General features: G+C 58.4%; 22 protein-coding genes. 11 read left to right on the plus strand and 11 right to left on the minus strand.

Going from position 1 to position 26,817, the window contains the following annotated elements; translation table 11 throughout:
- Window position 1: 1 nt before the first annotated feature.
- The 10 genes from ACF0H7_RS24550 to rpsB all read right to left on the minus strand — a co-directional run bounded on the left by ACF0H7_RS24550 (window position 2) and on the right by rpsB (window position 10,526).
- The gene (locus tag ACF0H7_RS24550) at window positions 2-505 is read right to left on the minus strand and encodes an OmpH family outer membrane protein (RefSeq protein WP_397449435.1); all 504 of its coding nucleotides are present in this window, start codon (window positions 503-505) and stop codon (window positions 2-4) included.
- 45 nt (window positions 506-550) lie between these two features.
- Entirely contained in the window at window positions 551-2,923 is a 2,373-nt protein-coding gene (bamA, locus tag ACF0H7_RS24555) for an outer membrane protein assembly factor BamA (protein ID WP_397449436.1), read from the minus strand.
- A gap of 74 nt (window positions 2,924-2,997) precedes the next feature.
- Complete coding sequence (rseP, locus tag ACF0H7_RS24560; RefSeq protein WP_397449437.1) at window positions 2,998-4,350, minus strand: sigma E protease regulator RseP; 1,353 nt, start codon at window positions 4,348-4,350, stop codon at window positions 2,998-3,000.
- 111 nt (window positions 4,351-4,461) lie between these two features.
- Window positions 4,462-5,652 (minus strand): 1-deoxy-D-xylulose-5-phosphate reductoisomerase, encoded by a 1,191-nt coding sequence (gene ispC / locus ACF0H7_RS24565; RefSeq protein ID WP_397449438.1) that lies wholly within the window; start codon window positions 5,650-5,652, stop codon window positions 4,462-4,464.
- Window positions 5,649-6,464, minus strand: coding sequence for a phosphatidate cytidylyltransferase (locus ACF0H7_RS24570; RefSeq protein WP_397449439.1), 816 nt, complete (start codon window positions 6,462-6,464; stop codon window positions 5,649-5,651). Before ACF0H7_RS24570 ends, ispC begins: the two co-directional genes overlap by 4 nt.
- Complete coding sequence (uppS, locus tag ACF0H7_RS24575; RefSeq protein WP_397449440.1) at window positions 6,464-7,219, minus strand: polyprenyl diphosphate synthase; 756 nt, start codon at window positions 7,217-7,219, stop codon at window positions 6,464-6,466. The genes ACF0H7_RS24570 and uppS overlap by 1 nt, the downstream gene beginning before the upstream one ends.
- A gap of 15 nt (window positions 7,220-7,234) precedes the next feature.
- Window positions 7,235-7,792 (minus strand): ribosome recycling factor, encoded by a 558-nt coding sequence (frr, locus tag ACF0H7_RS24580; protein WP_397449441.1) that lies wholly within the window; start codon window positions 7,790-7,792, stop codon window positions 7,235-7,237.
- Window positions 7,789-8,532, minus strand: coding sequence for a UMP kinase (gene pyrH / locus ACF0H7_RS24585; RefSeq protein ID WP_019692086.1), 744 nt, complete (start codon window positions 8,530-8,532; stop codon window positions 7,789-7,791). The genes frr and pyrH overlap by 4 nt, the downstream gene beginning before the upstream one ends.
- A gap of 206 nt (window positions 8,533-8,738) precedes the next feature.
- Complete coding sequence (gene tsf, locus ACF0H7_RS24590; RefSeq protein WP_397449442.1) at window positions 8,739-9,602, minus strand: translation elongation factor Ts; 864 nt, start codon at window positions 9,600-9,602, stop codon at window positions 8,739-8,741.
- Between the two features lie 183 nt (window positions 9,603-9,785).
- Complete coding sequence (rpsB, locus tag ACF0H7_RS24595) at window positions 9,786-10,526, minus strand: 30S ribosomal protein S2 (RefSeq protein ID WP_397449443.1); 741 nt, start codon at window positions 10,524-10,526, stop codon at window positions 9,786-9,788.
- Between the two features lie 325 nt (window positions 10,527-10,851).
- Here rpsB and map point away from each other — a divergent pair, with 325 nt between their 5' ends.
- From map to dapC, 3 genes are all read left to right on the plus strand, one after another.
- Window positions 10,852-11,634: a type I methionyl aminopeptidase gene (gene map / locus ACF0H7_RS24600; RefSeq protein ID WP_397449444.1), complete on the plus strand. Its 783-nt coding sequence runs from the start codon at window positions 10,852-10,854 to the stop codon at window positions 11,632-11,634.
- A 73-nt stretch (window positions 11,635-11,707) separates the two neighbouring features.
- Entirely contained in the window at window positions 11,708-14,407 is a 2,700-nt protein-coding gene (locus ACF0H7_RS24605; RefSeq protein WP_397449445.1) for a [protein-PII] uridylyltransferase, read from the plus strand.
- Window positions 14,408-14,487: 80 nt separating this feature from the next.
- Window positions 14,488-15,681 (plus strand): succinyldiaminopimelate transaminase, encoded by a 1,194-nt coding sequence (gene dapC, locus ACF0H7_RS24610; protein WP_397449446.1) that lies wholly within the window; start codon window positions 14,488-14,490, stop codon window positions 15,679-15,681.
- 121 nt (window positions 15,682-15,802) lie between these two features.
- Here the strand turns inward: dapC and ACF0H7_RS24615 are convergent, their stop codons facing one another.
- Window positions 15,803-17,449 (minus strand): Na+/H+ antiporter, encoded by a 1,647-nt coding sequence (locus ACF0H7_RS24615; protein WP_397449447.1) that lies wholly within the window; start codon window positions 17,447-17,449, stop codon window positions 15,803-15,805.
- Between the two features lie 560 nt (window positions 17,450-18,009).
- On the opposite strand from ACF0H7_RS24615, the gene arnB reads away from it, so the two are divergent.
- From arnB to ACF0H7_RS24655, 8 genes are read left to right on the plus strand one after another with little or no spacing between them, the layout of a single operon-like run.
- Window positions 18,010-19,158 (plus strand): UDP-4-amino-4-deoxy-L-arabinose aminotransferase, encoded by a 1,149-nt coding sequence (arnB, locus tag ACF0H7_RS24620; protein WP_397449448.1) that lies wholly within the window; start codon window positions 18,010-18,012, stop codon window positions 19,156-19,158.
- Window positions 19,155-20,183, plus strand: a complete 1,029-nt coding sequence (arnC, locus tag ACF0H7_RS24625) for an undecaprenyl-phosphate 4-deoxy-4-formamido-L-arabinose transferase (protein WP_397449449.1) — start codon at window positions 19,155-19,157, stop codon at window positions 20,181-20,183. Before arnB ends, arnC begins: the two co-directional genes overlap by 4 nt.
- Complete coding sequence (arnA, locus tag ACF0H7_RS24630; RefSeq protein ID WP_397449450.1) at window positions 20,180-22,171, plus strand: bifunctional UDP-4-amino-4-deoxy-L-arabinose formyltransferase/UDP-glucuronic acid oxidase ArnA; 1,992 nt, start codon at window positions 20,180-20,182, stop codon at window positions 22,169-22,171. Before arnC ends, arnA begins: the two co-directional genes overlap by 4 nt.
- Window positions 22,171-23,055, plus strand: coding sequence for a 4-deoxy-4-formamido-L-arabinose-phosphoundecaprenol deformylase (gene arnD / locus ACF0H7_RS24635; protein ID WP_397449451.1), 885 nt, complete (start codon window positions 22,171-22,173; stop codon window positions 23,053-23,055). The genes arnA and arnD overlap by 1 nt, the downstream gene beginning before the upstream one ends.
- Window positions 23,052-24,695, plus strand: a complete 1,644-nt coding sequence (gene arnT / locus ACF0H7_RS24640; protein ID WP_397449452.1) for a lipid IV(A) 4-amino-4-deoxy-L-arabinosyltransferase — start codon at window positions 23,052-23,054, stop codon at window positions 24,693-24,695. Before arnD ends, arnT begins: the two co-directional genes overlap by 4 nt.
- Entirely contained in the window at window positions 24,695-25,039 is a 345-nt protein-coding gene (gene arnE, locus ACF0H7_RS24645; protein WP_397449453.1) for a 4-amino-4-deoxy-L-arabinose-phosphoundecaprenol flippase subunit ArnE, read from the plus strand. The genes arnT and arnE overlap by 1 nt, the downstream gene beginning before the upstream one ends.
- The gene (arnF, locus tag ACF0H7_RS24650; RefSeq protein WP_397449454.1) at window positions 25,036-25,443 is read left to right on the plus strand and encodes a 4-amino-4-deoxy-L-arabinose-phosphoundecaprenol flippase subunit ArnF; all 408 of its coding nucleotides are present in this window, start codon (window positions 25,036-25,038) and stop codon (window positions 25,441-25,443) included. Before arnE ends, arnF begins: the two co-directional genes overlap by 4 nt.
- Window positions 25,440-26,816: a UDP-glucose dehydrogenase family protein gene (locus tag ACF0H7_RS24655; RefSeq protein WP_397449455.1), complete on the plus strand. Its 1,377-nt coding sequence runs from the start codon at window positions 25,440-25,442 to the stop codon at window positions 26,814-26,816. The genes arnF and ACF0H7_RS24655 overlap by 4 nt, the downstream gene beginning before the upstream one ends.
- Window position 26,817: the final 1 nt, after the last annotated feature.

Consider the following 26,817-nt stretch of genomic DNA (forward strand, 5'->3'; position numbering starts at 1 on the left):
GTTACTTCAGCTGATTCATGCGCTCGATGACTTGGCGAGTCACGTCATACTGAGGCTTGACGTCAATCACTGCACCGCGCTCGAACACCAGGTCATAAGCACCTTTCTTGATCACTTCTTCTACCGCCTGATCCAGCTTCGGCTTCAGTTGCTTGAGCATTTCGCGGTCAGCAACGGCTTTGGCTTCGTTCAGCTCCTTGGACTGGAACTGGAAGTCACGGGCCTTTTGCTTGAATTCAAGCTCCAGACGTTCGCGCTCAGGCTGAGCCATCTTGTCGCCACCGGCCACCAGACGGTCCTGAATACCCTTGGCACTGCTTTCCAGGGATTTCAGCTTGGTCAGTTGTGGGCCGAATTTCTTCTCGGCATCCACCGCGTATTGTTTTGCAGCGTCTGATTCCAGCAGCGCCATCTGATAGTTCAGCACCGCAATTTTCATTTCAGCGAATGCTGGGGACGCTATCAGGGCCGTGGCCAAAAGAACCAGCTGAGTCAACTTACGCACAATGCACTCCTACAAAATCTGTTGTCGTTATCAAAGGTCAGACGATCAAAAGGTCTGACCGAGAGAGAATTGGAAAATTTGGGTTTCGGAGTCTTGCGGCGATTTGATCGGCGCTGCCACCGCAAAACTCAACGGGCCCAATGCAGTGACCCACGTTACGCCGATACCCACCGAACTCGCCAACTGGGAGAAATCGATGTTATCGCAGGTGATTTTTTCACCGGTAATCGTGTTGGTCTTGTTCGTGCAATTACTGTCGAAGACGTTACCCACGTCCCAGAACACGGAGGTCCGCAGGGAACGCTGATCCTTGATGAACGGCAGCGGGAACATGACTTCTACACCACCTTGAATCAGAATGTTGCCACCGAACGGCAGTGACTTCTGATCCGGGTCTTGAAGTGTACCCGGGTTAACGCCACTGCTCGGTGTACTGCGAGGACCCAGGGTGCTGTCCTTGAAGCCACGCACCGAGTTGAAACCACCCGCGTAGTAGTTCTCGTAGAACGGCAGACCCGAGGTCGAACCGTAACCGTCGCCGTAACCCAACTCAGTGTGCAGACGCAACGTGTACTGGTCGGTTATCGGGTGGAAGTACTGGGCACGGTAATCCAGCTTGAAGAACGACAGATCGCTGCCCGGAACAGTGGTTTCGAACACCAGGCTCTGGGAGCTACCACGCGTTGGCAACACACCTTTGTTCAGTGTCGATTCGGACCAGCCGATAGAAGCCTTGAAGTTGGTGAACTGGTCACCTTCCTTGTTAAGGAAATCGAAAATCTCGTCAACGGTATAGGTACCGGTCTTGATTTTGTCTTGCTGCACGGTCAGACCGTAGGTCAGGCGCGACGTTTCGTTGATCGGGTAACCCAGGCTGACGCCCGCACCGATGCTGTCTACCGCATAGCTGGCTACGTCAACCTGAAGGTCGTTGTAGTTGGTGGTGCGATAGAAAGCGTTGTAACCCAGGCTCACACCGTCAGGCGTGAAGTACGGGTTGACGTAACCGAAGTTGTAGCGGGTCTGGTATTGGCTTTTGGTCAGGCCGATGCTGACCTTGTTACCGGTACCCAGGAAGTTGTTCTGGCTGATGGAACCACCAAGGATCAGACCCGCATCCTGGGCGAAACCAACGCTGGCCGTTACCGAACCGGATGCCTGCTCTTCAACCGCGTAGTTCACGTCAACCTGGTCGTCGGTGCCTGGCACTGCTGGCGTTTCGACGTTCACTTCTTTAAAGAAGCCCAGACGCTCAAGGCGGGTTTTCGATTGGTCGATCAGGTAGGTCGAAGCCCAGCCACCTTCCATCTGACGCATTTCACGACGCAGCACTTCGTCCGCAGACTTGGTGTTGCCACGGAAGTTGATGCGGTCCACATAAGCACGCTTGCCCGGATCGACGGCGAACAGGATGTCGACGGTGTGATCTTCGTTGTTCGGGGTCGGCACGCCGTTGACGTTGGCGAAGGTATAACCCTCGTTACCCAGACGACGGGTGATCAGCTCGGACGTGGTGGTCATGATTTTGCGCGAGAACACCTGACCCGGCTTGACCAACAACAACGCCTTGATCTGGTCTTCAGGGACTTTCAGGTCACCGCTCAGTTTCACCGACTTGACGCTGTACTTCTCGCCCTCGTTGATGTTGACGGTGATGTACACGCTTTTCTTGTCAGGCGTGATCGACACCTGGGTCGAAGCGATATCCATGTTGATATAGCCGCGATCGAGGTAGTACGAACGCAGACGCTCCAGGTCGCCGGAGAGCTTTTCCCGGGCGTACTTGTCGTCGTTTTTGAAGAATGAAAGCCAGTTGGTGGTCTTCAGCTCGAACAGGCCAATCAGGTCTTCATCGGGGAAGACACTGTTGCCCACCACGTTGATGTGCTTGATCGCGGCGACTTCACCTTCATTGATGTTGATCTTCAGGCCCACGCGGTTGCGTGGCTGAGGAACGACTTCAGTGGCTACTTCAGCCGAGTAACGACCCTGGGCAACGTATTGGCGTTGCAGTTCGTTACGCACGCCTTCAAGGGTCGCACGCTGAAAGATCTCACCTTCAGCCAGACCTGACTGTTTGAGACCTTTCATTAGGTCTTCGGTGCTGATCGCCTTGTTACCATCGATTTCGATACTCGAAACCGACGGACGTTCGACTACAGTAATGACCAGGACATTGCCATCGCGGCCCAACTGGATATCTTGAAAGAACCCGGTTTTGAACAGCGCGCGAGTGGCATCCACCAGACGACGATCATCCGCTGTCTCGCCGACGTTCAACGGCAAGGCACCAAAGACGCTACCGGCGGAAACCCGCTGGAGGCCATTGACGCGGATATCGGAGATAGTGAAGGACTCGGCGTGAACTTCGGCGATCATCAGTACGGCGAGAACCGCAGTTAGCAGCAGACGTTTCATGAAGTCCTTTCTTATTCCAACTGGCAATAAACAAACTGCCGCAAAATGCGGCAGATTCGCAATTCAGCGAAGCTTTACAGTCGACCCAGATCGTTGACCAGTGCGAGGAGCATTACCCCGACCACTAAGCTGATACCGATCTGAACCCCCCAACCCTGTACCCGATCCGAGAGCGGACGACCCCGCGCCCACTCGATCAGGTAGAACAACAGATGCCCGCCATCCAACACTGGGATAGGCAGCAAATTGAGAACCCCCAGACTTATGCTCAGGTAGGCGAGGAAATTCAAGAAATCCCCTATCCCCGACTGGGCCGAAGCGCCCGCCACTTTAGCAATGGTTATCGGTCCGCTCAAGTTTTTTACCGAGAGCTCGCCGAACAACATTTTTCTTAGTGAATCAAGGGTCAGAACACTCATGGTCCAAGTGCGTCTGGCACCTTCAGCCACGGCGGCCACAGGCCCGAAACTCACCTCGCGCAGCATCTCAGGTGGCCAATCGACACCTTTGACCCCTGCCCCCAGATAACCGGTTGCCGCCTTCCCATCACCCCGTACCGCCAGTGTCAGCGGAACGTCCAGCTGCGCGCCGTCACGCTCAATGCGCAGCGAAATTTTTGCGTCCGGGCGCAAACGCACCGAATCGACCACTTGTTGCCAGTCACCCAGCGCCTGCCCGTCCAGCGCAACCAGTCGGTCGCCCGTCTTCAGACCTGCCGCCTGCGCCGGGCCTTTCGGATCCAGCTCGGCAAGAATCGGTGGCAACGCTGGACGCCAAGGACGAATACCCAGGGATTTGATCGGGTCCGGCTCATCCGCACCTTTCAACCATTTATCCAGCACCAGTTGGCGCGGAGTATCGACCGAGGAACCCTTTTCATGCACTTGCAGCACAATGGTGCCGGTTTCACCCAGACGCCGCACCAACTGCAAGTTGACCGCCGCCCAGCCCGAGGTCGGCTCGCCATCGATAGCGACAATTTCCTGCCCCGAGGTCAAACCAGCCTTATCGGCAATGCTGCCTGACTCGACATCGCCAATCACCGGACGGACTTGCTGGCTGCCCAGCATCGCCAGGAACCAGAAGAAGACAATGGCCAACAAGAAGTTGGCCACCGGGCCGGCAATCACGATTGCAATACGTTGATACACAGTTTTGCGGTTGAAGGCCTGATCAAGCTGCTCAACCGGCACTTCACCTTCACGCTCATCGAGCATCTTGACGTAGCCACCCAGCGGGATGGCTGCCACCATATACTCGGTACCCTTGCGGTCGTGCCAACGCAGCAACGGCATGCCGAACCCGACAGAAAACCGTAAAACCTTGACGCCACAACGCCGAGCCACCCAGAAATGGCCAAATTCGTGAAAGGTCACCAGCACACCCAATGCCACCAGGGTGCCTACAATCATATAGAGCGCGCTCATCAACTTTCTCCGGGCGTCTGCCGTGTGCAGCGTGAAAACCTTCGTCGGACGGGTGCGTCATCCAGCCCGCTTACACTCGCACAATCGGCAGCGCTTTCTAGCGTATTGCCATTACCGCCCACTGCGGACAAGCCATTGCTTGGCCAAAGTACGCGCTTTTGAATCAATCTCGAAGACCGCATCAAGCTCGGCGACCGAAATCACCGGCTCAAGATTCAAGACTTCTTCAATAATACTCGCGATCTCCGGGTAGCGGATGCGCCGTTCGAGAAACGCCGCCACCGCCACTTCGTTCGCCGCATTCAATACCGCCGGGGCGCTGTTACCCGCCTCGGCAGCCTGACGCGCCAGGCGCAGACAGGGGAAGCGTTGTTCGTCCGGCGCCTGGAAATCCAGACGCGCGATCTTGAACAGGTCCAACGGTGCGACACCGGAATCAATCCGCTGTGGCCAGGCCAAGGCGTGAGCAATCGGCGTGCGCATGTCGGGATTGCCCAATTGAGCCAATACCGAGCCATCCACGTAATCAACCATGGAGTGAATCACGCTTTGCGGGTGAATGACCACCTCTACCTGATCGGGGCGCGCATCGAACAGCCAGCAGGCTTCGATCAACTCGAGCCCTTTATTCATCATGCTGGCGGAGTCTACAGAAATCTTGCGTCCCATCGACCAATTGGGATGAGCGCACGCCTGCTCTGGAGAAACCCCCATCAAATCGGCTATCGGTGTTTCCCGGAACGGACCACCGGATGCGGTGAGCAGGATCCGACGCACCCCCACCGGCCCCAGACCACGGGCATAGTCGACAGGCAGGCATTGGAAGATTGCGTTGTGCTCGCTGTCGATCGGCAGGAGCACCGCCCCGCTGCGACGCACGGCCTGCATGAACAAGGCGCCGGACATGACCAGCGCTTCCTTGTTGGCCAGCAGCACTTTCTTGCCCGCTTCGACAGCCGCCAGCGTCGGCCGCAGACCGGCTGCACCGACGATCGCCGCCATGACCATGTCGACCTGTGGATGTGCCGCGACCTCACACAGGCCGGCCTCCCCAACCAGTACACGGGTATCGAGCCCGGCAGCCACCAGATCGTCCTGCAGGGTGCGGGCGAGGCCGATTTCCGGCACCACGGCAAACTGCGGCGCGTGACGCACACACAGCGCCAGCAGCTCTTTAAGGCGACTGAAACCCGACAGGGCAAATACTTGATACAGATCCGGGTGACGGGCAACAACGTCGAGGGTGCTCAGGCCAACCGAGCCCGTTGCGCCCAGGACCGTGATTTGTTGAGGCTTCTTCACAGAACCCCCCAATTGGCAGCCCAGAGCAGCACTGCAAAAACAGGAATGGCAGCCGTGAGGCTGTCGATACGGTCCAGGACGCCACCATGACCTGGCAGCAGATTGCTGCTGTCCTTGATGCCGGACTGACGCTTGAACATGCTTTCGGTCAAGTCACCGACCACCGAGATCAACACCACGACGGAGGCACCCAGCAACCCGAAAACAAGCTGTGAGCTCGACCAGCCGCGAAAAAGCCCGACGATGGCAGTGATCACCAGGCTGGCAATCAACCCGCCGAACAAGCCTTCCCAGCTTTTACCCGGGCTGACCTTGGCTGCCAGCTTACGTTTGCCAAAGGCCTTGCCGGAAAAATAAGCACCGATGTCCGCACCCCAGACAAGCACCATGACCGCAAGAATCAACCAGTTGCCCAGCTCCCATTGCTTGATCAGGACCAGTCCCTGCCACGCTGGCAGCAAAATCAACAAACCAATCACCAGCTTGCTGGCTGCACTTGCCCAGCGCTCGCTGCTCTGCGGATAGGTCAGCACCAGGAAGGTCGCCGCCATCCACCACAACACCGACGCCCCCAGCACCCAGGGCGCCAGATCGGGCAACAGGTACATCAAAAACAGCAAAACAGCGATCACTGCGGCGTACACCACCCGTGCGACCTGCGCCTGGAAACCTGCCAGACGCGCCCATTCCCAGGCTCCCAAGGTCACGACCACGCCGATGAACAGGGCAAAACTCGCACCATCCAGCAGAAAAAACCCGCAAAGGGCTATAGGCAGCAGAATCAGTGCCGTGATGATTCGTTGTTTCAGCATTAAGCCCGGGCTCCAGCTTCTACCTGTTCACTTGTTTTACCGAAGCGACGCTGGCGTGAAGCGAAATCAGCCAGCGCATTGCGCATGGCCTCGTGTTTGAAGTCCGGCCAGAACAGGTCGGAGAAGTACAACTCCGCGTAAGCGAGTTGCCACAGAAGAAAGTTACTGATGCGATGTTCGCCACCGGTACGGATGCACAGGTCCGGCAACGGCAGATCGCCGGTGGCCAGACAGGTTTGCAGCAGTTCCGGGGTGATGTCGTCCGGACGCAAATGCCCCGCCTGGACTTCCCGGGCGAGGCGTTGTGCGGCCTGCGCGATATCCCACTGCCCGCCATAATTGGCAGCAATCTGCAGGATAAAGCGGTCATTGCCGGCTGTCTGTGCTTCGGCTTCGCGCATGGCCGCCTGCAATTCCGGGTGGAATCGCGAGCGGTCACCAATAATCCGCAGGCTGATGGCGTTATCGTTCAAACGCCGCGTCTCACGACGCAGCGCGGTAAAGAACAACTCCATCAGCGCCCCGACCTCTTCGGCCGGACGCTGCCAGTTTTCACTGGAGAAAGCGAACAGGGTCAGCACCTCGACCTTCGCCTCGGCACATACTTCAATGACTGCACGAACCGCATCCACGCCAGCTTTATGCCCGGCAACACCGGGCAAAAGGCGCTTTTTCGCCCATCGATTATTACCATCCATGATGATCGCGACGTGTCGCGGCACCGACGACAGCACAGCCTGCTTGGTCTTGTCCATAAACGCCCTGACCCTTTATACGGCCATCAGGTCCGCTTCTTTTTGCTTCACGGCCGTTTCAACTTCCGCAACGAACTTGTCGGTCAGCTTTTGGATTTCATCGGCTGCACGACGCTCTTCGTCTTCACTGATCTCTTTCTCTTTGACCAGGTCTTTCAACTGACCCAATGCGTCACGACGAATGTTGCGCAGTGCAACACGACCATCTTCAGCCGCTTCACGCGCCTGCTTGGTGAAACCTTTACGGGTTTCTTCAGTCAGGGCAGGCATGGAAATCAACAGCAACTCGCCCAGGTTGGTCGGGTTGAAGTTCAGACCGGCACTCTGGATTGCCTTGTCGACAGCACCCAGCATGTTGCGCTCGAAGGCCACGACTTGCAGCGTCCGCGAGTCCTTGACGGTAATGTTCGCAACCTGCTTGATAGGAGTGTCCGAGCCGTAATAAGGCACCATGACCCCTTCAAGGATGCTTGGGTGCGCCTGGCCGGTACGGATGCGACTGAACGCGTGAGCCAGCGATTCCAGGGATTTCTGCATGCGCTCTTGAGCGTCTTTTTTGATTTCGTTGATCATTGTTCGCCTTCCTCGATCAGGGTCCCTTCGGCGCCGCCGTGTACGATATTCAGCAGGGCGCCAGGCTTGTTCATGTTAAATACGCGCAACGGCATCTTGTGGTCGCGGCACAAGCAAATGGCCGTCAGGTCCATTACACCCAGCTTGCGATCCAGCACTTCATCGTAGGTCAGATGATCGAACTTCTCGGCATGCGGGTCTTTGAATGGATCTGCAGTGTAAACCCCATCAACCTTGGTCGCTTTCAGCACGACGTCCGCATCGATTTCAATTGCCCGCAGGCAGGCAGCCGAATCGGTGGTGAAGAACGGGTTCCCCGTACCTGCAGCAAAAATCACCACTTCCTTCGCGTTCAGGTGACGCATGGCCTTGCGACGATCATAGTGATCGGTCACGCCTACCATGGAAATAGCCGACATCACGATGGCGGAGATATTGGCACGTTCCAGCGCATCGCGCATGGCCAGAGCGTTCATCACAGTGGCCAGCATGCCCATGTGATCGCCTGTGACCCGGTCCATGCCTGCTGCACTCAGCGCGGCGCCACGGAACAGGTTGCCACCACCGATGACCAGCCCGACCTGAACGCCGATCCCAACCAACTGGCCGACTTCAAGGGCCATGCGGTCCAGGACTTTCGGGTCGATGCCGAACTCTTCCGAGCCCATCAGGGCCTCGCCGCTAAGCTTGAGTAGAATGCGTTTATAGCGAGCTTGATAACCACTGCCCTGCTGAGCCATTGCGAATCTCTCCTGCGGCGTTTTTAAAAATTCTGTGCGGGGCTGTTTTCAGCCTGCGCTAACTCTAGCTGACGCTTTTGCAGCGTCAGAAGGATGCAGCCTTGTAAGCCACTTCCCCAAGGAAAACAAATTCCTTTTACCTATTTGACGAAGAGGCTGCGCGCGTAAGCGGGCAGCCTCTTCGGGGCGACAGTAGGTAAACCGTCTTATTGCTGGCTGGCGGCTACTTGTGCTGCTACTTCAGCAGCGAAGTCGTCTACCGGCTTCTCGATGCCGTCGCCTACTTTGAAGTAGGTGAAGGACACGATTTCGGCACCGGCTTTCTTGGCCAGGTCACCGATCTTGATTTCAGGGTTCTTGACGAACGCCTGCTCAACCAGGGAAGCCTCAGCCAGGAACTTGGTGATACGACCGGCAACCATTTTTTCAACGATTTCGGCTGGCTTGCCTTTGATCTTGTCTTCGTTCAGCTGGATGAAAACGCCTTTTTCGCGTTCGATCGCTTCAGCGGAGACTTGCGAAGGCAGCAGGAACTCAGGGTTGGTGGCCGCTACGTGCATAGCGATGTCCTTGGCCAACTCTTCGTCGCCGCCGTTGAGGGCAACCACAACACCGATTTTGTTGCCGTGCAGGTATGCACCCACAACATCACCTTCGATACGGACCAGACGACGGATGTTGACGTTTTCGCCAACCTTGCCAACCAGTACCAGACGATCAGCTTCCTGAGCAGCAATCAACGGCGCTGCGTCAGTCAACTTGTCAGCGAACGCTTTTTCAACGCTGGCAGCGACAAAATTCTTGAAATCGTCTTGCAGGGCCAGGAAGTCGGTCTGCGAGTTGACTTCAAGGACAACGGCAGCTTTGCCGTCGCCTTTGATGGCGATAGCGCCTTCAGCAGCAACGTTGCCTGCCTTCTTGGCGGCTTTGATCGCGCCGGAAGCACGCATTTCGTCGATTGCTTTTTCGATGTCGCCGCCAGCCTTGGTCAAGGCCTTTTTGCAATCCATCATGCCTTCGCCGGTACGCTCGCGCAGTTCTTTAACCAACGCTGCAGTAATCTCTGCCATTTCAAATTCCTCTTGGATAGGTCTGAAAACCATTCCACCCGACCGAACGGGCGTTCAAATACGTGAAACCCCATGCTAGCAGCGGCACATGACTGCAAGGCGGCGCCAACATGGTTTTCGAGGTGGCAAAAAGGGGGCCAAGCCCCCTTTTTGCGTACTGAGTAAACGCTAGGCGTTAGCTACTCAGCCTTCAACGACCGCAACTGGAGCTTCTTCGACGAACACGTCGGTGCCGCCGTTAGCGTTGTTGCGACCACGGATAACAGCGTCAGCCATCGAACCCATGTACAGCTGGATAGCGCGGATTGCGTCATCGTTGCCTGGGATGATGTAGTCAACGCCTTCCGGGCTGCTGTTGGTATCGACGACACCAATAACCGGGATACCCAGTTTGTTGGCTTCGGTGATCGCGATGCGCTCGTGATCAACGTCGATAACGAACAGTGCGTCTGGCAGACCGCCCATGTCCTTGATACCACCCAGGCTACGATCCAGCTTTTCCAGATCGCGAGTACGCATCAGCGCCTCTTTCTTGGTCAGCTTGGTGAACGTGCCGTCTTCTGCCTGAACTTCAAGCTCGCGCAGACGCTTGATGGAAGCACGGATGGTTTTGAAGTTGGTCAGCATGCCGCCCAACCAGCGGTGATCGACGTACGGCGAACCGCAACGTGCTGCTTCTTCAGCAACGATCTTGCCAGCGGAACGCTTGGTGCCGACGAACAGAATCTTGTTTTTGCCCGAAGCCAGTTTCTCAACGAAAGTCAGAGCTTCGTTGAACATTGGCAGGGTTTTTTCAAGGTTGATGATGTGGATCTTGTTACGCGCGCCGAAAATGTATTTACCCATTTTCGGGTTCCAGTAACGGGTTTGGTGACCGAAGTGCACACCGGCCTTCAGCATATCGCGCATATTGACTTGGGACATGATAGTTCCTTGATAAGTCGGGTTAGGCCTCCACGTATCCCAATGACCAACCAGCGGCTTCGAGCCGAGGGCACCCAGGTCATCGTGTCGACACGTGTGTGGGTTTAAGCTTCCGGGACATACCCCGGAAAGCGGCGCATTTTATATCATAAAAGGTCAGATAACGAAACCCGAAATAATCACTCGGGCACAGGCAGATTTCACGACCTGCCGCAGCGCGGATTCTACCCTCATATATAGAGGCGATGATCACCAGCAGCCCGGTGGTCTGTTAGAATCCGGTTTTCCCGTGTTTAGCCGCGCCACGTCGCGCCGAGAGAATCTTATGAGTGTCACCATCAAAACCCCCGAGGACATCGAGAAGATGCGCATCGCCGGCCGTCTGGCTGCCGACGTGCTGGAAATGATCGGTGCCTATGTCAAGCCTGGCGTGACGACCGACGAACTGGACCGCATCTGCCACGACTTCATCGTCAACGAGCAAAAGGCCATCCCGGCGCCGCTGAATTACAAGGGCTTCCCCAAGTCGATCTGCACCTCGATCAACCACGTCGTGTGCCACGGCATCCCGAACGAGAAACCGCTGAAAGATGGCGATGTGCTCAACATCGACATTACCGTCATCAAGGACGGCTACCACGGCGACACAAGCAAGATGTTCCATGTCGGCAAAGTGCCGGAGTGGGCCGAGCGGCTGTCGAAGATCACCCAGGAATGCATGTATAAAGGCATCGAACTGGTCCGTCCGGGCGCACGACTGGGCGACATTGGCGAAGTGATCCAGAAGCACGCCGAGAAAAATGGTTTTTCGGTGGTCCGCGAATACTGCGGCCACGGCATCGGCAAGGTCTTCCACGAAGAGCCGCAAGTGCTGCACTATGGCCGTGCGGGCACCGGTATGGAGCTCAAGGAAGGCATGACCTTCACCATCGAGCCGATGATCAACCAGGGCCGCGCCGAAACCCGTCTGCTGGGCGATGGCTGGACCGCAATCACCAAGGATCGCAAGTTGTCGGCGCAATGGGAGCACACCATTCTGGTGACCGCTGATGGCTATGAAGTCTTTACCCTGCGCAGCGATGACACCATTGCGCGTACATCGGCGTAAATGCGCCGCGCAGACAAAATGGCAAGGCACACGCTGATAAAACTGGTCCGATAGGTAGAAGGAAAGCTGTTCGATGCCCCAGGTGGATCCCGAATTATTCGATCGCGGCCAGTTCAAGGCCGAATTGGCATTGAAGGCGAGTCCCATCGCCGCGTTCAAGAAAGCCATTCGTCAGGCCCGGGAAGTATTGGATGGACGCTTCCGTTCAGGACGCGAAATCCGCCGACTGATCGAAGACCGCGCCTGGTTCGTCGACAACATCCTGCAACAGGCCTGGGACCAGTTCGACTGGAGCGAAGAAGCCGATATCGCCTTGCTGGCGGTCGGCGGCTACGGCCGTGGCGAACTGCACCCCTATTCGGACATTGACCTGCTGATCCTGCTGGACAGCGCCGACCACGAAGTCTTCCGCGATTCCATTGAGCGTTTTCTGACACTGTTGTGGGACATCGGCCTGGAAGTCGGCCAGAGCGTTCGCTCCGTGGATGAATGCGCGCAGGAGGCGATCGCCGACCTGACCATCATCACCAACCTGATGGAAAGCCGCACCGTGGCCGGTCCCGAGCGCCTGCGCCAACGCATGCTCGAGGTCACCAGCACCGACAAGATGTGGCCGAGCAAGGAATTCTTCCTGGCCAAACACGCCGAACAGAAAACCCGTCACCACAAGTACAACGACACCGAATACAACCTGGAGCCGAACGTCAAAGGCTCACCCGGTGGTCTGCGCGATATTCAGACCATTCTCTGGGTCGCACGCCGGCAGTACGGCACACTGAACCTGCATGCATTGGCCGGCGAAGGTTTCCTGCTGGAAAGCGAGAATAACTTGCTCGCTTCGTCCCAGGAATTTCTGTGGAAGGTGCGCTACGCCCTGCACATGCTTGCCGGTCGCTCTGAAGATCGCCTGCTGTTCGACCACCAACGGGCCATCGCCAGCTTGCTCGGCTATGAAGACAGCGACGCCAAGTTGGCCATCGAACGCTTCATGCAGAAGTACTACCGCGTGGTGATGCGCATCGCCGAACTCAGCGACCTGATCATCCAGCATTTCGAAGAAGTGATTCTCTCGCCGGATGAAAGCGGCAATACCCAGCCGATCAACTCGCGCTTCCAGCTGCACGACGGCTACATCGAGGCGACCAACGCCTACGTGTTCAAACGCACGCCGTTCGCCATGCTGGAGATTTTCGTGCTGATGGCTCAGCACCCGGAAATCAAGGGGGTACGCGCCGACACCATTCGCTTGTTGCGCGAACACCGCCACCTGATCAACGACGAATTCCGCAACGACATTCGCAATACCAGCCTGTTCATCGAGCTGTTCAAGTGCGAAGTCGGCATCCACCGCAACCTGCGACGGATGAACCGTTACGGCATCCTCGGCCTGTACCTGCCGGAATTCGGGCATATCGTCGGGCAGATGCAACACGATCTGTTTCACATTTATACGGTCGACGCCCACACCCTGAACCTGATCAAGCACCTGCGTAAGCTGCAATACACCCAGGCGTCAGACAAATTCCCGCTGGCCAGCAAGATCATGGGCAAGCTGCCCAAACCGGAGCTGATTTACCTGGCGGGGCTGTACCACGACATTGGCAAAGGCCGGGGTGGTGATCACTCCGAGCTGGGCTCGGTTGACGCCGAAGCCTTTGGCCAACGCCATCACCTGCCGGTATGGGACACGCGCCTGATCGTGTGGCTGGTGCAGAACCACCTGGTGATGTCGACCACCGCCCAACGCAAGGACCTGTCCGATCCACAAGTCATCCATGACTTCGCGCTGCACGTCGGCGACGAGACGCATCTGGATTACCTGTACGTCCTGACTGTGTCCGACATCAACGCCACCAACCCGACGCTGTGGAATTCCTGGCGCGCCAGCCTGCTGCGCCAGCTGTACACCGAAACCAAGCGTGCGCTACGTCGCGGCCTGGAAAACCCGGTCGACCGCGAAGAGCAGATCCGCCGCACGCAAAGCGCTGCACTGGATATCCTGGTGCGCAGCGGCACTGACCCGGATGATGTCGAACAGTTGTGGTCACAGCTCGGCGACGATTACTTCCTGCGCCATACCGCCGGCGACGTGGCCTGGCACAGCGACGCGATCCTGCAACAGCCTGCCGATGGCGGCCCGCTGGTGCTGATCAAGGAAACCACCCAGCGTGAGTTCGAAGGCGGCACGCAGATCTTCATTTATGCCCCTGACCAACACGACTTTTTCGCCGTGACCGTGGCGGCCATGGACCAGCTCAACCTGAACATCCATGACGCCCGGGTCATTACATCCAGCAGCCAGTTCACCCTCGACACCTACATCGTGCTCGACAACGATGGCGGCTCGATCGGCGATAACCCGGAGCGAGTCAAGGAGATCCGCGAAGGTTTGACCGAAGCGCTGCGCAATCCCGACGATTACCCGACGATCATCAAGCGTCGAGTGCCGCGTCAGCTCAAGCATTTTGCCTTCGCACCTCAGGTCACTATCCTCACCGACGCTCAACGTTCGGTGACGATTCTGGAGCTCAGCGCCCCGGATCGCCCTGGCCTGCTGGCGCGGATCGGCAAGATTTTCCTCGAGTTCGACCTGTCGCTGCAAAACGCCAAGATCGCCACCCTGGGTGAGCGCGTGGAAGACGTGTTTTTTATTACCGACGCAAACAATCAGCCACTGTCCGACCCGCAACTGTGCAGCCGACTGCAGGAAGCCATCGTCGAGCAACTGAGCGTCAATCACGAACCCCACGGCGAAATGCGCCTCAGCATCTGAATGAATGCCGTGCGCAGCCTTTTTTCGATTCGACTCAACGGCGCCCTTTGCGGCGCCACGCTTATTGAGATTTTTTGCCCATGAATAACGCTCTGCAACAGCTCCAGCCCTACCCGTTCGAAAAGCTTCGCGTCCTGCTGGGCAGCGTGACACCCAACCCGGAAAAACGCCCGGTGGCGCTGTCGATTGGTGAGCCGAAACACCGCTCGCCCTCGTTCGTCGCCGAGGCCCTGAGCGCCAACCTCGATCAGATGGCGGTTTACCCGAGCACCCTCGGCATCCCGGCTTTGCGCGAAGCGATTGCCGCCTGGTGCGAGCGTCGTTTCAATGTACCGGCTGGCTGGATCGACCCGGCGCGCAATGTCCTGCCGGTGAACGGCACCCGCGAGGCGCTGTTCTCGTTCACCCAAACCGTGGTCAATCGCAGCGACGACGGCCTGGTGGTCAGCCCGAACCCGTTCTATCAAATCTACGAAGGCGCGGCGTTGCTGGCCGGCGCACAGCCGCACTACCTGCCGTGCCTGGCGGAAAATGGCTTCAACCCGGATTTCGATGCGGTGTCGGTCGACGTCTGGAAACGTTGCCAGATCCTGTTCCTGTGCTCGCCGGGCAACCCGACCGGTGCCTTGGTGCCGCTGGAAACCCTGAAAAAATTGATCGCTCTGGCCGACGAGCATGACTTCGTGATCGCCGCTGACGAGTGCTACAGCGAGCTGTACTTCGACGAAGCCACGCCACCGCCGGGCCTGCTCAGCGCCTGCGCAGCCCTGGGCCGCAAGGATTTCAAGCGCTGCGTGGTATTCCACAGCCTGTCCAAGCGCTCCAACCTGCCGGGCCTGCGCTCCGGGTTTGTGGCCGGCGATGCCGATATCCTCAAGGCCTTCCTGCTGTATCGCACCTACCACGGCTGCGCCATGCCGGTTCAAACCCAATTGGCCAGCATCGCCGCCTGGAATGACGAAGTGCATGTGCGCGCCAACCGTGCGCTGTATCGCGAAAAGTTCGACGCCGTGCTGGAGATTCTGGCGCCGGTGATGGACGTGCAGCGCCCTGACGGTGGTTTCTATCTGTGGCCGCATGTCGGCACTGACGACAGCGAGTTCTGCCGCGATCTGTACGTCGCCGAGCACGTCACCGTGGTGCCAGGCTCGTACCTGTCGCGCGAAGTGGATGGTTTCAACCCGGGCGCCGGACGCGTGCGCATGGCGTTGGTTGCGCCATTGGCCGAATGCGTGGAAGCGGCTGAGCGGATTCGCGATTTCATCAAGGGTTGATTTAGTCATCTGCCCCACCCTGTAGCCAGCTCGTTGGCGAGGCGGTGTGCCTGACGCACCGCGTGAAGCGCTCGCGAACACTCGAGCGTCGACCGATTGCTCCTACAGGGCGGCGCCCTATTTACTTGGTCACCCCCAACGTCGCCTCACTCAAATCCAGCTCACTCAAGACCTGACGCAACACGTCATCGCCAATCTGACGCTGGCGGCTCAACCGATAAAGCTCCAACCGCTGCGCGCGTAACGCATGCAATCGCAACTGCCGTTCCAACTGATCCATTTGCCAGGCCAGCGCCTGAGCCTCCTTGGTGTCGTTGAACACCTCGAGCTGATGGCGATACTCAGTCATGACCCGCGACTTCACCTCCATCACCAACGCCGCCTGGGCCGCATCCGGCGGTGTGGCGCTGCCGGTCATATCGTCCGCCTCCAGAGCACGAATCGCTGCCTCGGCGGTACGCTTCCAGGCGTCTTGAACCTCCTGTTTCATCACGTGATCCGGGCTTTTCACCACCCCGCGCAACAACAACGGCAAGCCAATACTGGCAGTGATCAGCGACAACAAAATCACGCCTGCCGCGATGAAAATCAGCAGGTCACGCTCAGGAAAGTCCACCCCGGGGGCTATCATCATCGGCACCGACAGCACACCAGCCAGTGTCACCGCCCCTCGCACCCCGCCCAAGGTCAGCAACCATCCCGACCGCGCGGACCGATCAAGCGACGAGTGGCCATGCCCGCGCAGATGCCGCACACCGAATCGCAACCATGACACGCTGCGCACCCAGACGTAACGCAGCACCAACAGCGCAATGAAAATAGCCAGTACATCCAGCCCGCGCGCGCCCAGCGTTGACCACAGCGGCAGGTCATGACTGGCCACCGCCTTGACGATGTCCGGCAATTGCAGGCCCAGCAACAAAAAAATCAGTCCGTTGAACGCGAACTCCAATAAAGTCCAGACGCTGCGATTGAGCAATCGGGTGCTGGTCTGGCGCGGCAACAGGTCGACCCAGCTTTGCATCATCCCGGCCGCCACTGCCGACAAGATCCCCGAAGCCCCCAGTTGCTCGGCCAACACGTATGCCGCGAATGGCAACAGCAGCATAAACACCACGTGCGTCGCCGGATCATCCCAGCCACGAGCGATCATCCAGCCACGCAAACGCCCCAATACCCAGCTCAGCACAACGCCGACTACCAGCCCACCGCACGCCACCAGCACAAAGATCACGCTGGCTTCGGCCAGCGAAAACACCCCCGTCACGGCCGCCGCCAAGGCAAATTTGAAGGTCACCAGGCCCGATGCGTCGTTCATCAGCGCTTCGCCTTGCAGCATAAGCATCACCGGCGATGGCAATCGATCCCGGGCAATCGCTGAGACCGCCACCGCGTCCGTCGGCGATAACACCGCAGCCAGGGCGAACGCCACCGGCAAGGAAATACTGGGAATCAGCCAATGAATAAACAACCCGGCGCCCACCACGGTGAACAGCACCAGGCCCACCGCCAGGGTCAGGATCGGCCCGCGAAAGCGCCACAAATCGCGTTTTGGCATACGCCAGCCGTCGGAAAACAGCAGCGGCGGCAAAAACAGAAACAAAAACAGTTCAGGGTCCAGCGCGACATGCAGGCCCAGGGTCGGCCACGCCAGCAACGCACCGGCAATAATTTGCAGCAATGGCAGCGGCAACGGAATCAACCGCGCAACTAGACGTGAGATACCGACCAACATCAGTAGAATCAGGACGGTATAGGCGGCCTGCATAAGACTTTTTCCCGATCCGCGAAGTACGCTTAAACAAGAACGAATATCCTTTCAGGCCCTGCATAGCAACCTATTAATCTGACGATAACTACCCTGTAAGTGGCGTCTTCCCTATGTCCCTTTAATCATCGATAAAACAATCGCCCCGCCGGTTCTGCCCTCACCACAACGCCCGACTCCGCTTCAGGGGGTTGATTTTTTGCCTGACAGTCGCTGTTCAGGTTGTGAATGTTAGTGTGGGACGAACCTTTCTGTGCGTTCCCCACCGCTGTTCAGGAGCCCAAAAGCATAGGGGCTTTTTGGTCGTCCGTCGGGCCACCCTTATAACCCAATGATTGCGGCCCCACCGTCGCACCGTGAGCCCAGGCGTCCACATGCCCGATCACGTTGAACGTAAACGTATTTTTCACTCTTGCTCTTTTATGCTTAACTGTACCGGCATTTCGAGTTCGCATTCCCTACCGGGCCCTGCAGCTTCGTTTTCCAATAATAGACAGTCGATGATTGGGTAGTGTGCAGGTAATCTAACGCCGCACTACCTTCCTGTACCAGAGGATCCCATGAATCAAAGTTTCCTTCCCTTTTCCCGCCCAAGTATTGGCGATGAGGAAATAGCCGCCGTAGAGCAGGTTCTACGTTCTGGATGGATTACCACCGGCCCGAAAAGTCAGGAACTTGAGCAACAATTCGCCGAGCGCGTGGGTTGCCGTCACGCCGTGGCGCTGTCTTCGGCCACCGGTGCGATGCATGTCACGCTTCTGGCGCTGGGCATCGGCCCGGGCGATGAAGTGATCACCCCGTCGCAGACCTGGGTCTCCACGGCGAACATGATCTGCCTGCTGGGTGCCACACCGGTGTTCGTTGACGTCGATCGTCATACCCTGATGAGCGACGTCGATGCGATCGCGGCGGCTATCACGCCGCGGACCAAAGCGATCATTCCGGTGCACTACGCTGGCGCGGCCTTTGATCTGGATCCGCTGTATGAGCTGGCCGATCGCCATGGCATTACCGTGATCGAAGACGCGGCACACTCGGCGGGCACCACTTACCGTGGCCGTCCGGTCGGCGCGCAAGGCACGGCGATTTTCTCGTTCCACGCGATCAAGAACATGACCTGCGCTGAAGGCGCGATGTTTGTCAGCGATGACGAAGCCCTCGCCAACCGCGTGCGCACCCTGAAGTTCCACGGTCTGGGCGTCGACGCCTACGACCGCATGACCCACGGTCGCAAACCGCAGGCGATGGTTCTCGAGCCGGGCTTCAAATACAACCTGGCCGATATCAACGCTGCGATTGCCCTGGTTCAACTCAAGCGTCTGGACGAAATCAACGCCAAGCGTGAAGTGTTGGCGCAAGCCTATCTCAAGCGCCTGGCGCACTTGCCGGTCCAGCCGCTGCACCTGCCGACGTATCCGCAGCAGCACGCCTGGCACCTGTTCATCGTGCGCATCGACGCCGAGCAGTGCGGCATGGATCGCGAAGCGTTCATGAAAGGCCTGCAAGAGCAGAACATCGGCAGCGGCATTCACTTTGTCGCGACCCACATGCACACGTATTACCGTCAACGCTACCCGGACGTCCACTTGCCTGACACCGAGTGGAACTCCGCGCGCCTGTGCTCGATCCCGTTGTTCCCGGACATGACGCTCGACGACGTCGAGCGGGTAGCCAGCGCCATTGAAACTACTCTGGAACGAAGCCTTTGAGACCCTATCCGATTAATTGCGTGTCGATCGTCATTCCGGTCTACAACGAAGAGCAAAGCCTGCCCGAGCTGCTGCGCCGCACCGAAGCCGCTTGCGCGCAGCTGACGCAGCCGTTCGAAATCGTGCTGGTCGACGACGGCAGCCGCGATGATTCCGCGCAAATCCTGCAAGATGCCGCCGAACGCGCAGGCAGCTCCATCGTTGCGGTGATCCTCAACCGTAACTACGGGCAACACGCAGCGATCATGGCCGGTTTCGAACAGTGCAAAGGCGACGTGGTCATCACCCTCGACGCCGACCTGCAAAACCCCCCCGAAGAAATTCCGCGGCTGGTGGAACAGGCCGCGCTGGGCTACGACGTGGTCGGCACTGTGCGCAACAACCGTCAGGATTCCGCCTGGCGTCGCTGGCCATCGCGCGTGATCAACCTCGCCGTGCAACGCTCCACTGGCGTTGCCATGAGCGACTACGGCTGCATGCTGCGCGCCTATCGCCGCACCATCGTTGACGCCATGCTCGCCTGCCGCGAACGCAGCACGTTCATTCCGATCCTGGCCAACAGCTTCGCCCGTCACACCACCGAAGTGCTGGTACAGCACGCCGAGCGTGAACACGGCGATTCCAAATACAGCCCGATGCGTCTGATCAACCTGATGTTCGACCTGGTCACCTGCATGACCACCACCCCACTGCGCCTGCTGAGCATCATCGGTTTCAGCATGGCGATTGTGGGTGGACTGTTCGCCTTCATGCTGATCTTCCTGCGTCTGATCTTCGGCGCCGCGTGGGCCGGCGATGGTTCCTTCGTGCTGTTCGCCGTGCTGTTTATCTTCACCGGTGGCCAGTTCATCGGTATGGGTTTGCTGGGTGAATACCTCGGCCGCATGTACAGCGATGTGCGTGCCCGCCCACGTTTCTTCATCGAAAAAGTGCTGCGTAGCCAGCCTCCCGTTGCCGCCCCGGTTACCACCGCAGCGGTCAGCGAAGAATCCTCTACTTCAACTTCCAATCAGGTCGCATCATGAATCCGAAAGCTGTCGTCTTTGCCTACCACGATATTGGCTGCGTTGGCATCGAAGCCCTGCTGAACGCCGGCTATGACATCGCCGCCGTGTTTACCCACGCTGATGACCCGAAGGAAAACAATTTCTACGGTTCGGTTGCACAGCTGTGCGCACTCAAGGGCATTCCGGTTCACGCTCCTGAAGATGCCAACCATCCATTGTGGATCGAGCGCATCGCCAAACTGAGCCCGGACTTCATCTTCTCGTTCTACTACCGCAACCTGCTGAGCGAAGAGCTGCTGGCCTGCGCCGCCAAAGGTGCCTTCAACCTGCACGGTTCGCTGCTGCCGACTTATCGCGGTCGCGCACCGGCCAACTGGGTGCTGGTCAACGGCGAAACCGAAACCGGCGTCACCCTGCACCGCATGGTCAAACGCGCTGATGCTGGCGCGATCCTGGCGCAGAGCCGAGTAGCCATCGAGCGTGCCGACACCGCACTGACCGTGCACGGCAAATTGCGTTCGGCCGCAGCTGATCTGCTCAAGGACGCCCTGCCAAATTTGGCTCAAGGCAAACTGACCGAGACCGCGCAGGACGAATCCAAAGCCACTTACTTCGGTCGTCGTACCGCGGCAGACGGCAAGCTGGTGTGGAAGCGCCCTGCTGAAGAACTGTTCAACCTGGTTCGCGCCGTGACCAAGCCTTACCCGGGCGCGTTCTGTGCGGTAGGCGAGCACAAGCTGATCGTCTGGAGTGCCGAAGTTGTCAAAGGCAACGAAGGTCTGGCACCTGGCCGCGTGATCAGTGTCGATCCACTGCGTATCGCCTGTGGCGAAGACTCGCTGGTGGTCAACGCCGGTCAGCGTAACGAAAGCGGTCTGTATCTGAGCGGCCCACAACTGGCCAACGAATTGGGTCTGGTTGATGGTTCCGTGCTGCGTGGTGCTGAATCGGGCCGTGCTCCGCGTCGTACCCGTGTACTGATCCTGGGCGTCAACGGTTTCATCGGCAACCACCTGTCCGAGCGCCTGCTGCGTGACGACAAGTACGAAGTCTACGGTCTGGACATCGGCTCCGACGCGGTTGAGCGTCTGCGCAGCCACCCGAACTTCCACTTCGTCGAAGGCGATATCTCGATTCACTCCGAGTGGATCGAATATCACATCAAGAAGTGCGACGTGGTCTTGCCGCTGGTGGCCATCGCGACGCCTATCGAATACACCCGCAACCCGCTGCGTGTTTTCGAACTGGACTTCGAAGAGAACCTGAAACTGGTTCGCTACTGCGTGAAGTACAACAAGCGCGTGATCTTCCCGTCGACGTCCGAAGTCTACGGCATGTGCCAGGACAAGAACTTCGACGAAGACACTTCGAACCTGATCGTTGGCCCGATCAACAAGCAACGCTGGATCTACTCGGTTTCCAAGCAACTGCTGGACCGCGTCATCTGGGCTTACGGCGCCAAGGGCCTGAACTTCACCCTGTTCCGTCCGTTCAACTGGATGGGCCCGCGCCTGGACCGTCTGGACTCGGCTCGTATCGGTAGCTCCCGCGCCATCACCCAGTTGATCCTGAACCTGGTGGAAGGTACGCCGATTCGTCTGTTCGACGGTGGCGAGCAGAAGCGCTGCTTCACTGACATCGCCGACGGTATCGAAGCGCTGGCACGCATCATCGACAACGACAATGACGCGTGCAACGGCCAGATCATCAACATCGGTAACCCGGACAACGAAGCCAGCATCCGTCAGTTGGGCGAAGAACTGCTGCGTCAGTTCGAAGCTCACCCGCTGCGTGCCAACTTCCCTCCGTTCGCCGGTTTCCGCGACGTAGAAAGCAAGGCGTTCTACGGTGCCGGTTACCAGGACGTGGAACACCGCAAGCCAAGCATCGAAAACGCCAAGCGCCTGCTGAACTGGGAGCCTACCGTCGAGATGAGCGAAACCATCGGCAACACCCTGGACTTTTTCCTGCGTGAAGCCATGGCTGAAATCGCGGACAAGCGCTGATGCAGGCAGGACTCCGGATCGATGTAGACACCTATCGTGGCACCCGGGAGGGGGTGCCTCGGCTGTTGGAAATGCTCGATGAAGCTCAGATCAAAGCGACGTTCTTTTTCAGCGTCGGGCCGGACAACATGGGGCGCCATTTATGGCGTCTCATCCGCCCACAGTTCTTCTGGAAAATGCTCCGTTCGAAGGCTGCCAGCCTATATGGCTGGGATATTTTGCTGGCCGGCACCGCCTGGCCGGGCAAGCCAATCGGGCGCGACCTGGGTCACCTGATGCGCCAGGCGGTCGACGCCGGTCACGAAGTCGGCCTGCATGCCTGGGATCACCACGGCTGGCAGGCCAATGCCGGACGCTGGAGCGAAGCGCAACTGATCGAGCAGATTCGTCTCGGCGTCGATTGCCTCAGCGACATCATTGGTCAACGCATCGACTGTTCGGCCACGGCCGGCTGGCGTGCGGATGAGCACGTAGTGGAAGCCAAGGAAACGTTCGGCTTCCGTTACAACAGTGATTGTCGCGGCAGCAGTCTGTTTCAACCCAGGCTGCTGGATGGCAGCCTGGGTACACCGCAAATCCCAGTGGACATGCCCACTTTCGACGAAGTCGTCGGACCGGACGTGAGCGCTGGCGACTTCAACGCATTCATTCTCGAGCGTTTCCGCGCCGAGAACCTGAACGTGTACACGATTCATGCAGAAGTAGAAGGGATTCTCATGGCCAATGACTTTCGTCAATTGCTCGCGCAGGCACGCGCACGCGATATTCTTTTCCAACCCTTGGGCAACTTGTTGCCTGCACAGATCGATTCCCTGCCGGCAGGGCAATTGGTTCGCGGCGCCTTGAACGGTCGCGAGGGCTGGTTGGGAGTACAACGTCCATGACCGCTCGCTGGGCACTCCCCCTTTTACTGCTCGCGTTCTGCCTGGCTTTTCTTCTACCGCTGGGCTCGCACGGCCTGTGGATTCCAGACGAAAGCCGTTACGCGCAAATCGGTCAGGAAATGCTGCTCAGCGGCGACTGGATCTCTCCCCATTTCATGGGGCTGCGCTACTTTGAAAAGCCCATCGCCGGCTATTGGATGATCGCTATCGGTCAGGCCGTCTTTGGCGAGAATTTATTTGGTGTGCGCATTGCCTCGGTGCTCAGCGTCGGGCTCAGTGCGTTGTTGGCGTACCTGGTCGCCCGCCGTTTGTGGAACGACCCGCGCAAGAGCTTTATCTGCACCCTGCTGTTTCTCAGTTTTGGCCTGGTGGCCACTCAAGCTGGCTACGCCAACCTGGACCCGCAATTTACCCTGTGGGTCAACTTGAGCCTCGTGACGCTGTGGTTCGCGATCAACGCCACGGGCCGTGAACGTTTACTGCATTGGGCGCTGCTGGGGTTTGCCTGTGCCATGGGCTTCATGACCAAGGGTTTTCTCGCCTGGCTGCTGCCGGCGCTGATCGCCCTGCCGTATATGCTCTGGCAAAAACGCCTCGGCGAACTGTTCAAATACGGCCCCCTGGCAGTCATTGTCGCGGTGCTGGTTTGCCTGCCTTGGGCGCTGGCCGTGCAATACCACGAGCCGGACTTCTGGAGTTTCTTCTTCTGGCACGAGCATATCCGCCGCTTTGCCGGTGATGACGCCCAGCATTCGCAGCCATTGTGGTTCTATCTGCCCGTGCTGGTCATCGCCAGCCTGCCGTGGGCCGCGCTGCTGCCAAGCACCTTCAAACAGGCATGGCTGACCAAGGGTCAGGCCAAAAGCGCTTTTCTGCTGCTGTGGCTGTTGCTGCCGCTGGCGTTTTTCAGCCTGAGCCGCGGCAAGCTGCCGACCTACATCATGCCGTGCATGTTGCCGCTGGCGCTGTTGATGGGCTCGGTGCTGGCTGATCGCATCGAACAGGCCAAAGTCGGCGCTGTTCGGCTCAATGGCGTGCTCAACGTAGTGCTGGGCCTGCTGGGGCTGGCGGTGCTGGCCTACCTGCAATGGAAACGTCCGGTCTACGACAACGAACCGCTGCATGTGGCGCTGCTGGTGATTGCCCTGTCAGGCTGGGTCGTGACCAATCTCATGCAAGCGCTCAAGCCCCGCACCTGGTGGGCTTCGTCCGCCGTCGGTGCGTGGCTGGTGGTGGCGTTGCTGCCCGCCGCGCTGCCGAACCGCCTGGTGTTCAACAAGACGCCAGATCTGTTCATCGCCCGCCACGCACAGGAGCTCAGCCAGAGTAAAACCCTGCTGAGCAATGACCTCGGCGCCGCCTCGGCGTTGGCCTGGCGTATTCGCCGTCCTGACGTGGCGTTGTACAACACCGTCGGCGAACTCAAGTACGGCTTGAACTACCCTGACGCCGCCGCTCGCACGGTCGGCGAAAAAGACGTCCAGCAATGGATGCTCAATGCCCGACGTCAAGGTCCGGTCGGCGTGGTGTTACGGGTCACCAGCGATGATGACCGGCGTGACGTCGCGTTGCTGCCCCAGGACGCTATTCGCTACGAGGAAGGGAGCATCATGATCCTGATCTTCGCCCAGGCACAATGATGACCTTCATCCTGCTGATTGCCGCCTGCCTGCTGAGCTGTTTGGGCCAGATCGCACAGAAGTTCGCCGTGGAAAGCTTTCGCGGCCGGGACATGAGCATCGGCCTGGCGCTGCGCTCGGGCTGGTTATGGTTGGCCTTGGCCAGTCTTGGATTCGGCCTGTTGCTCTGGCTATTTGTCCTGCAGCGTTTGGAAGTCGGCATTGCCTACCCGATGCTGAGCCTGAATTTCGTGCTGATCACGGTGGTCGCGCACTACCTGTTCAAAGAATCTATCGACCGCCGCCACTGGATGGGCGTGGTGCTGGTGATTTCCGGCGTCGTCTTGCTCGGGCAACAGGCATGAACCTGCGCAAAGGCATTACTTTCGCCCTGGGCAGCGTGCTGCTGGTCAGCGGCGCGCAACTGGGCATGCGCTGGAGCATGACCCGGCTGCCCTCCCCCACTCAGTGGCTGGATGCGCTGAGCAGTGGCAATATTAATCTGTTGGCAGCTGGCGTCGTGATTGCGGCGATCCTTGCTTACGCCCTGTCCATGCTCTGTTGGTTATTTGCCTTGCGTGACCTGCCGCTGGGCCGGGCGTATTCGTTGCTCAGCATCAGCTATGCGCTGGTATATTTGCTGGCTGCGAGCCTGCCATTCTTTAATGAAAGCTTCAGTCTTTCAAAGACACTGGGAGTGGCTCTGGTCATCCTCGGTGTTATTACGATCAACTCTCCACGTATACCCCGTCCTAGGGACCTAGTATGAAAATCAGTGTAATTGGTAGCGGTTATGTAGGTCTGGTGCAGGCAACTGTCCTGGCAGAAGTGGGCCATGACGTCGTGTGCATGGACGTCGACCAGAACAAGATCGAGCTGCTGAAGAAAGGTCAGGTCAGTATCTTCGAGCCGGGCCTGGAGAGCATGGTCCGCGAGAACCTGGAAAGCGGCCGTCTGCATTTCACCAGCGACGAAAAAATGGCCATCGAGCACGGTCAGGTGCTGTTCATCGCCGTGGGTACGCCGTCGGATGAAGATGGCTCCGCTGATCTGAAATACGTGTTGTCCGTTGGCGACGCGGTTGCTCGCCATCGTGTCGAACCGCTGATTCTGGTGGAAAAATCCACCGTACCGGTCGGCACCGGCGACACCCTGCGCGCGCACATCGAAGCCGCACTGCAGAAAGCCGGTCGCACGCTGGAGTTCGATATCGTCTCCAACCCGGAGTTTCTCAAAGAAGGCTCGGCCGTTTCCGACTGCCGCCGCCCGGATCGCATCGTGATCGGCTGCGAGCGCGAAGAAGTACGCGAAGTCATGCGCGAACTCTACGGACCCTTCAACCGTAACCATGATCGCATCATCTTCATGGACCTGCGCAGCGCCGAGCTGACCAAGTACGCCGCCAACTGCATGCTGGCGACCAAGATCAGCTTCATCAATCAGATCGCCGAGCTGGCCGAACACCTGGGTGCCGACATCGAGCATGTACGTCTGGGCATCGGTGCCGACTCGCGTATCGGTTATCACTTCATCTATCCAGGTGCCGGTTACGGCGGCTCGTGCTTCCCTAAAGACATGCGCGCCCTGATCCACAGCGCCCAGCAGGCCCATTGCTCGAGCGATCTGCTGGAAGCAGTGGAAGCCATCAATCAGCGTCAGAAGACCAAGCTGTTTGAGCGCGTGAATGCGTTCTTCAAAGGCGAACTGCGCGGCAAGACCTTCGCCATTTGGGGCCTGGCGTTCAAACCCAACACCGACGACATGCGCGATGCGCCTAGCCGTGTGTTGATGGAAGCCTTGTGGGAAGCGGGCGCGAAAGTTCTGGCCTATGACCCCGAAGCCATGCAGGAAACCCAGCGCATTTACGGCAACCATCCGGGCCTGACCCTGATGGGTACGCCTGAGTCGGTATTGGGCGGCGCCGATGCGCTGATCATCTGCACCGAATGGCAACAGTTCAAGGCACCGGACTTCAACCTGATCAAGGAGCGCCTGAACCAACCGGTGATTTTCGACGGTCGCAACCTGTACGACACCGAGCGCATGGCGCGCAAAGGCTTCCAGTATTTCCCGATGGGTCGTGGCGACTCGCGTAACCTGCCGATCCCGCATCAGCAGTGGTCGGCTGCCACCGCCGAGTAAT

This window comes from Pseudomonas sp. NA-150, assembly GCF_044336365.1.
In the GTDB taxonomy this organism is placed as follows: domain Bacteria; phylum Pseudomonadota; class Gammaproteobacteria; order Pseudomonadales; family Pseudomonadaceae; genus Aquipseudomonas.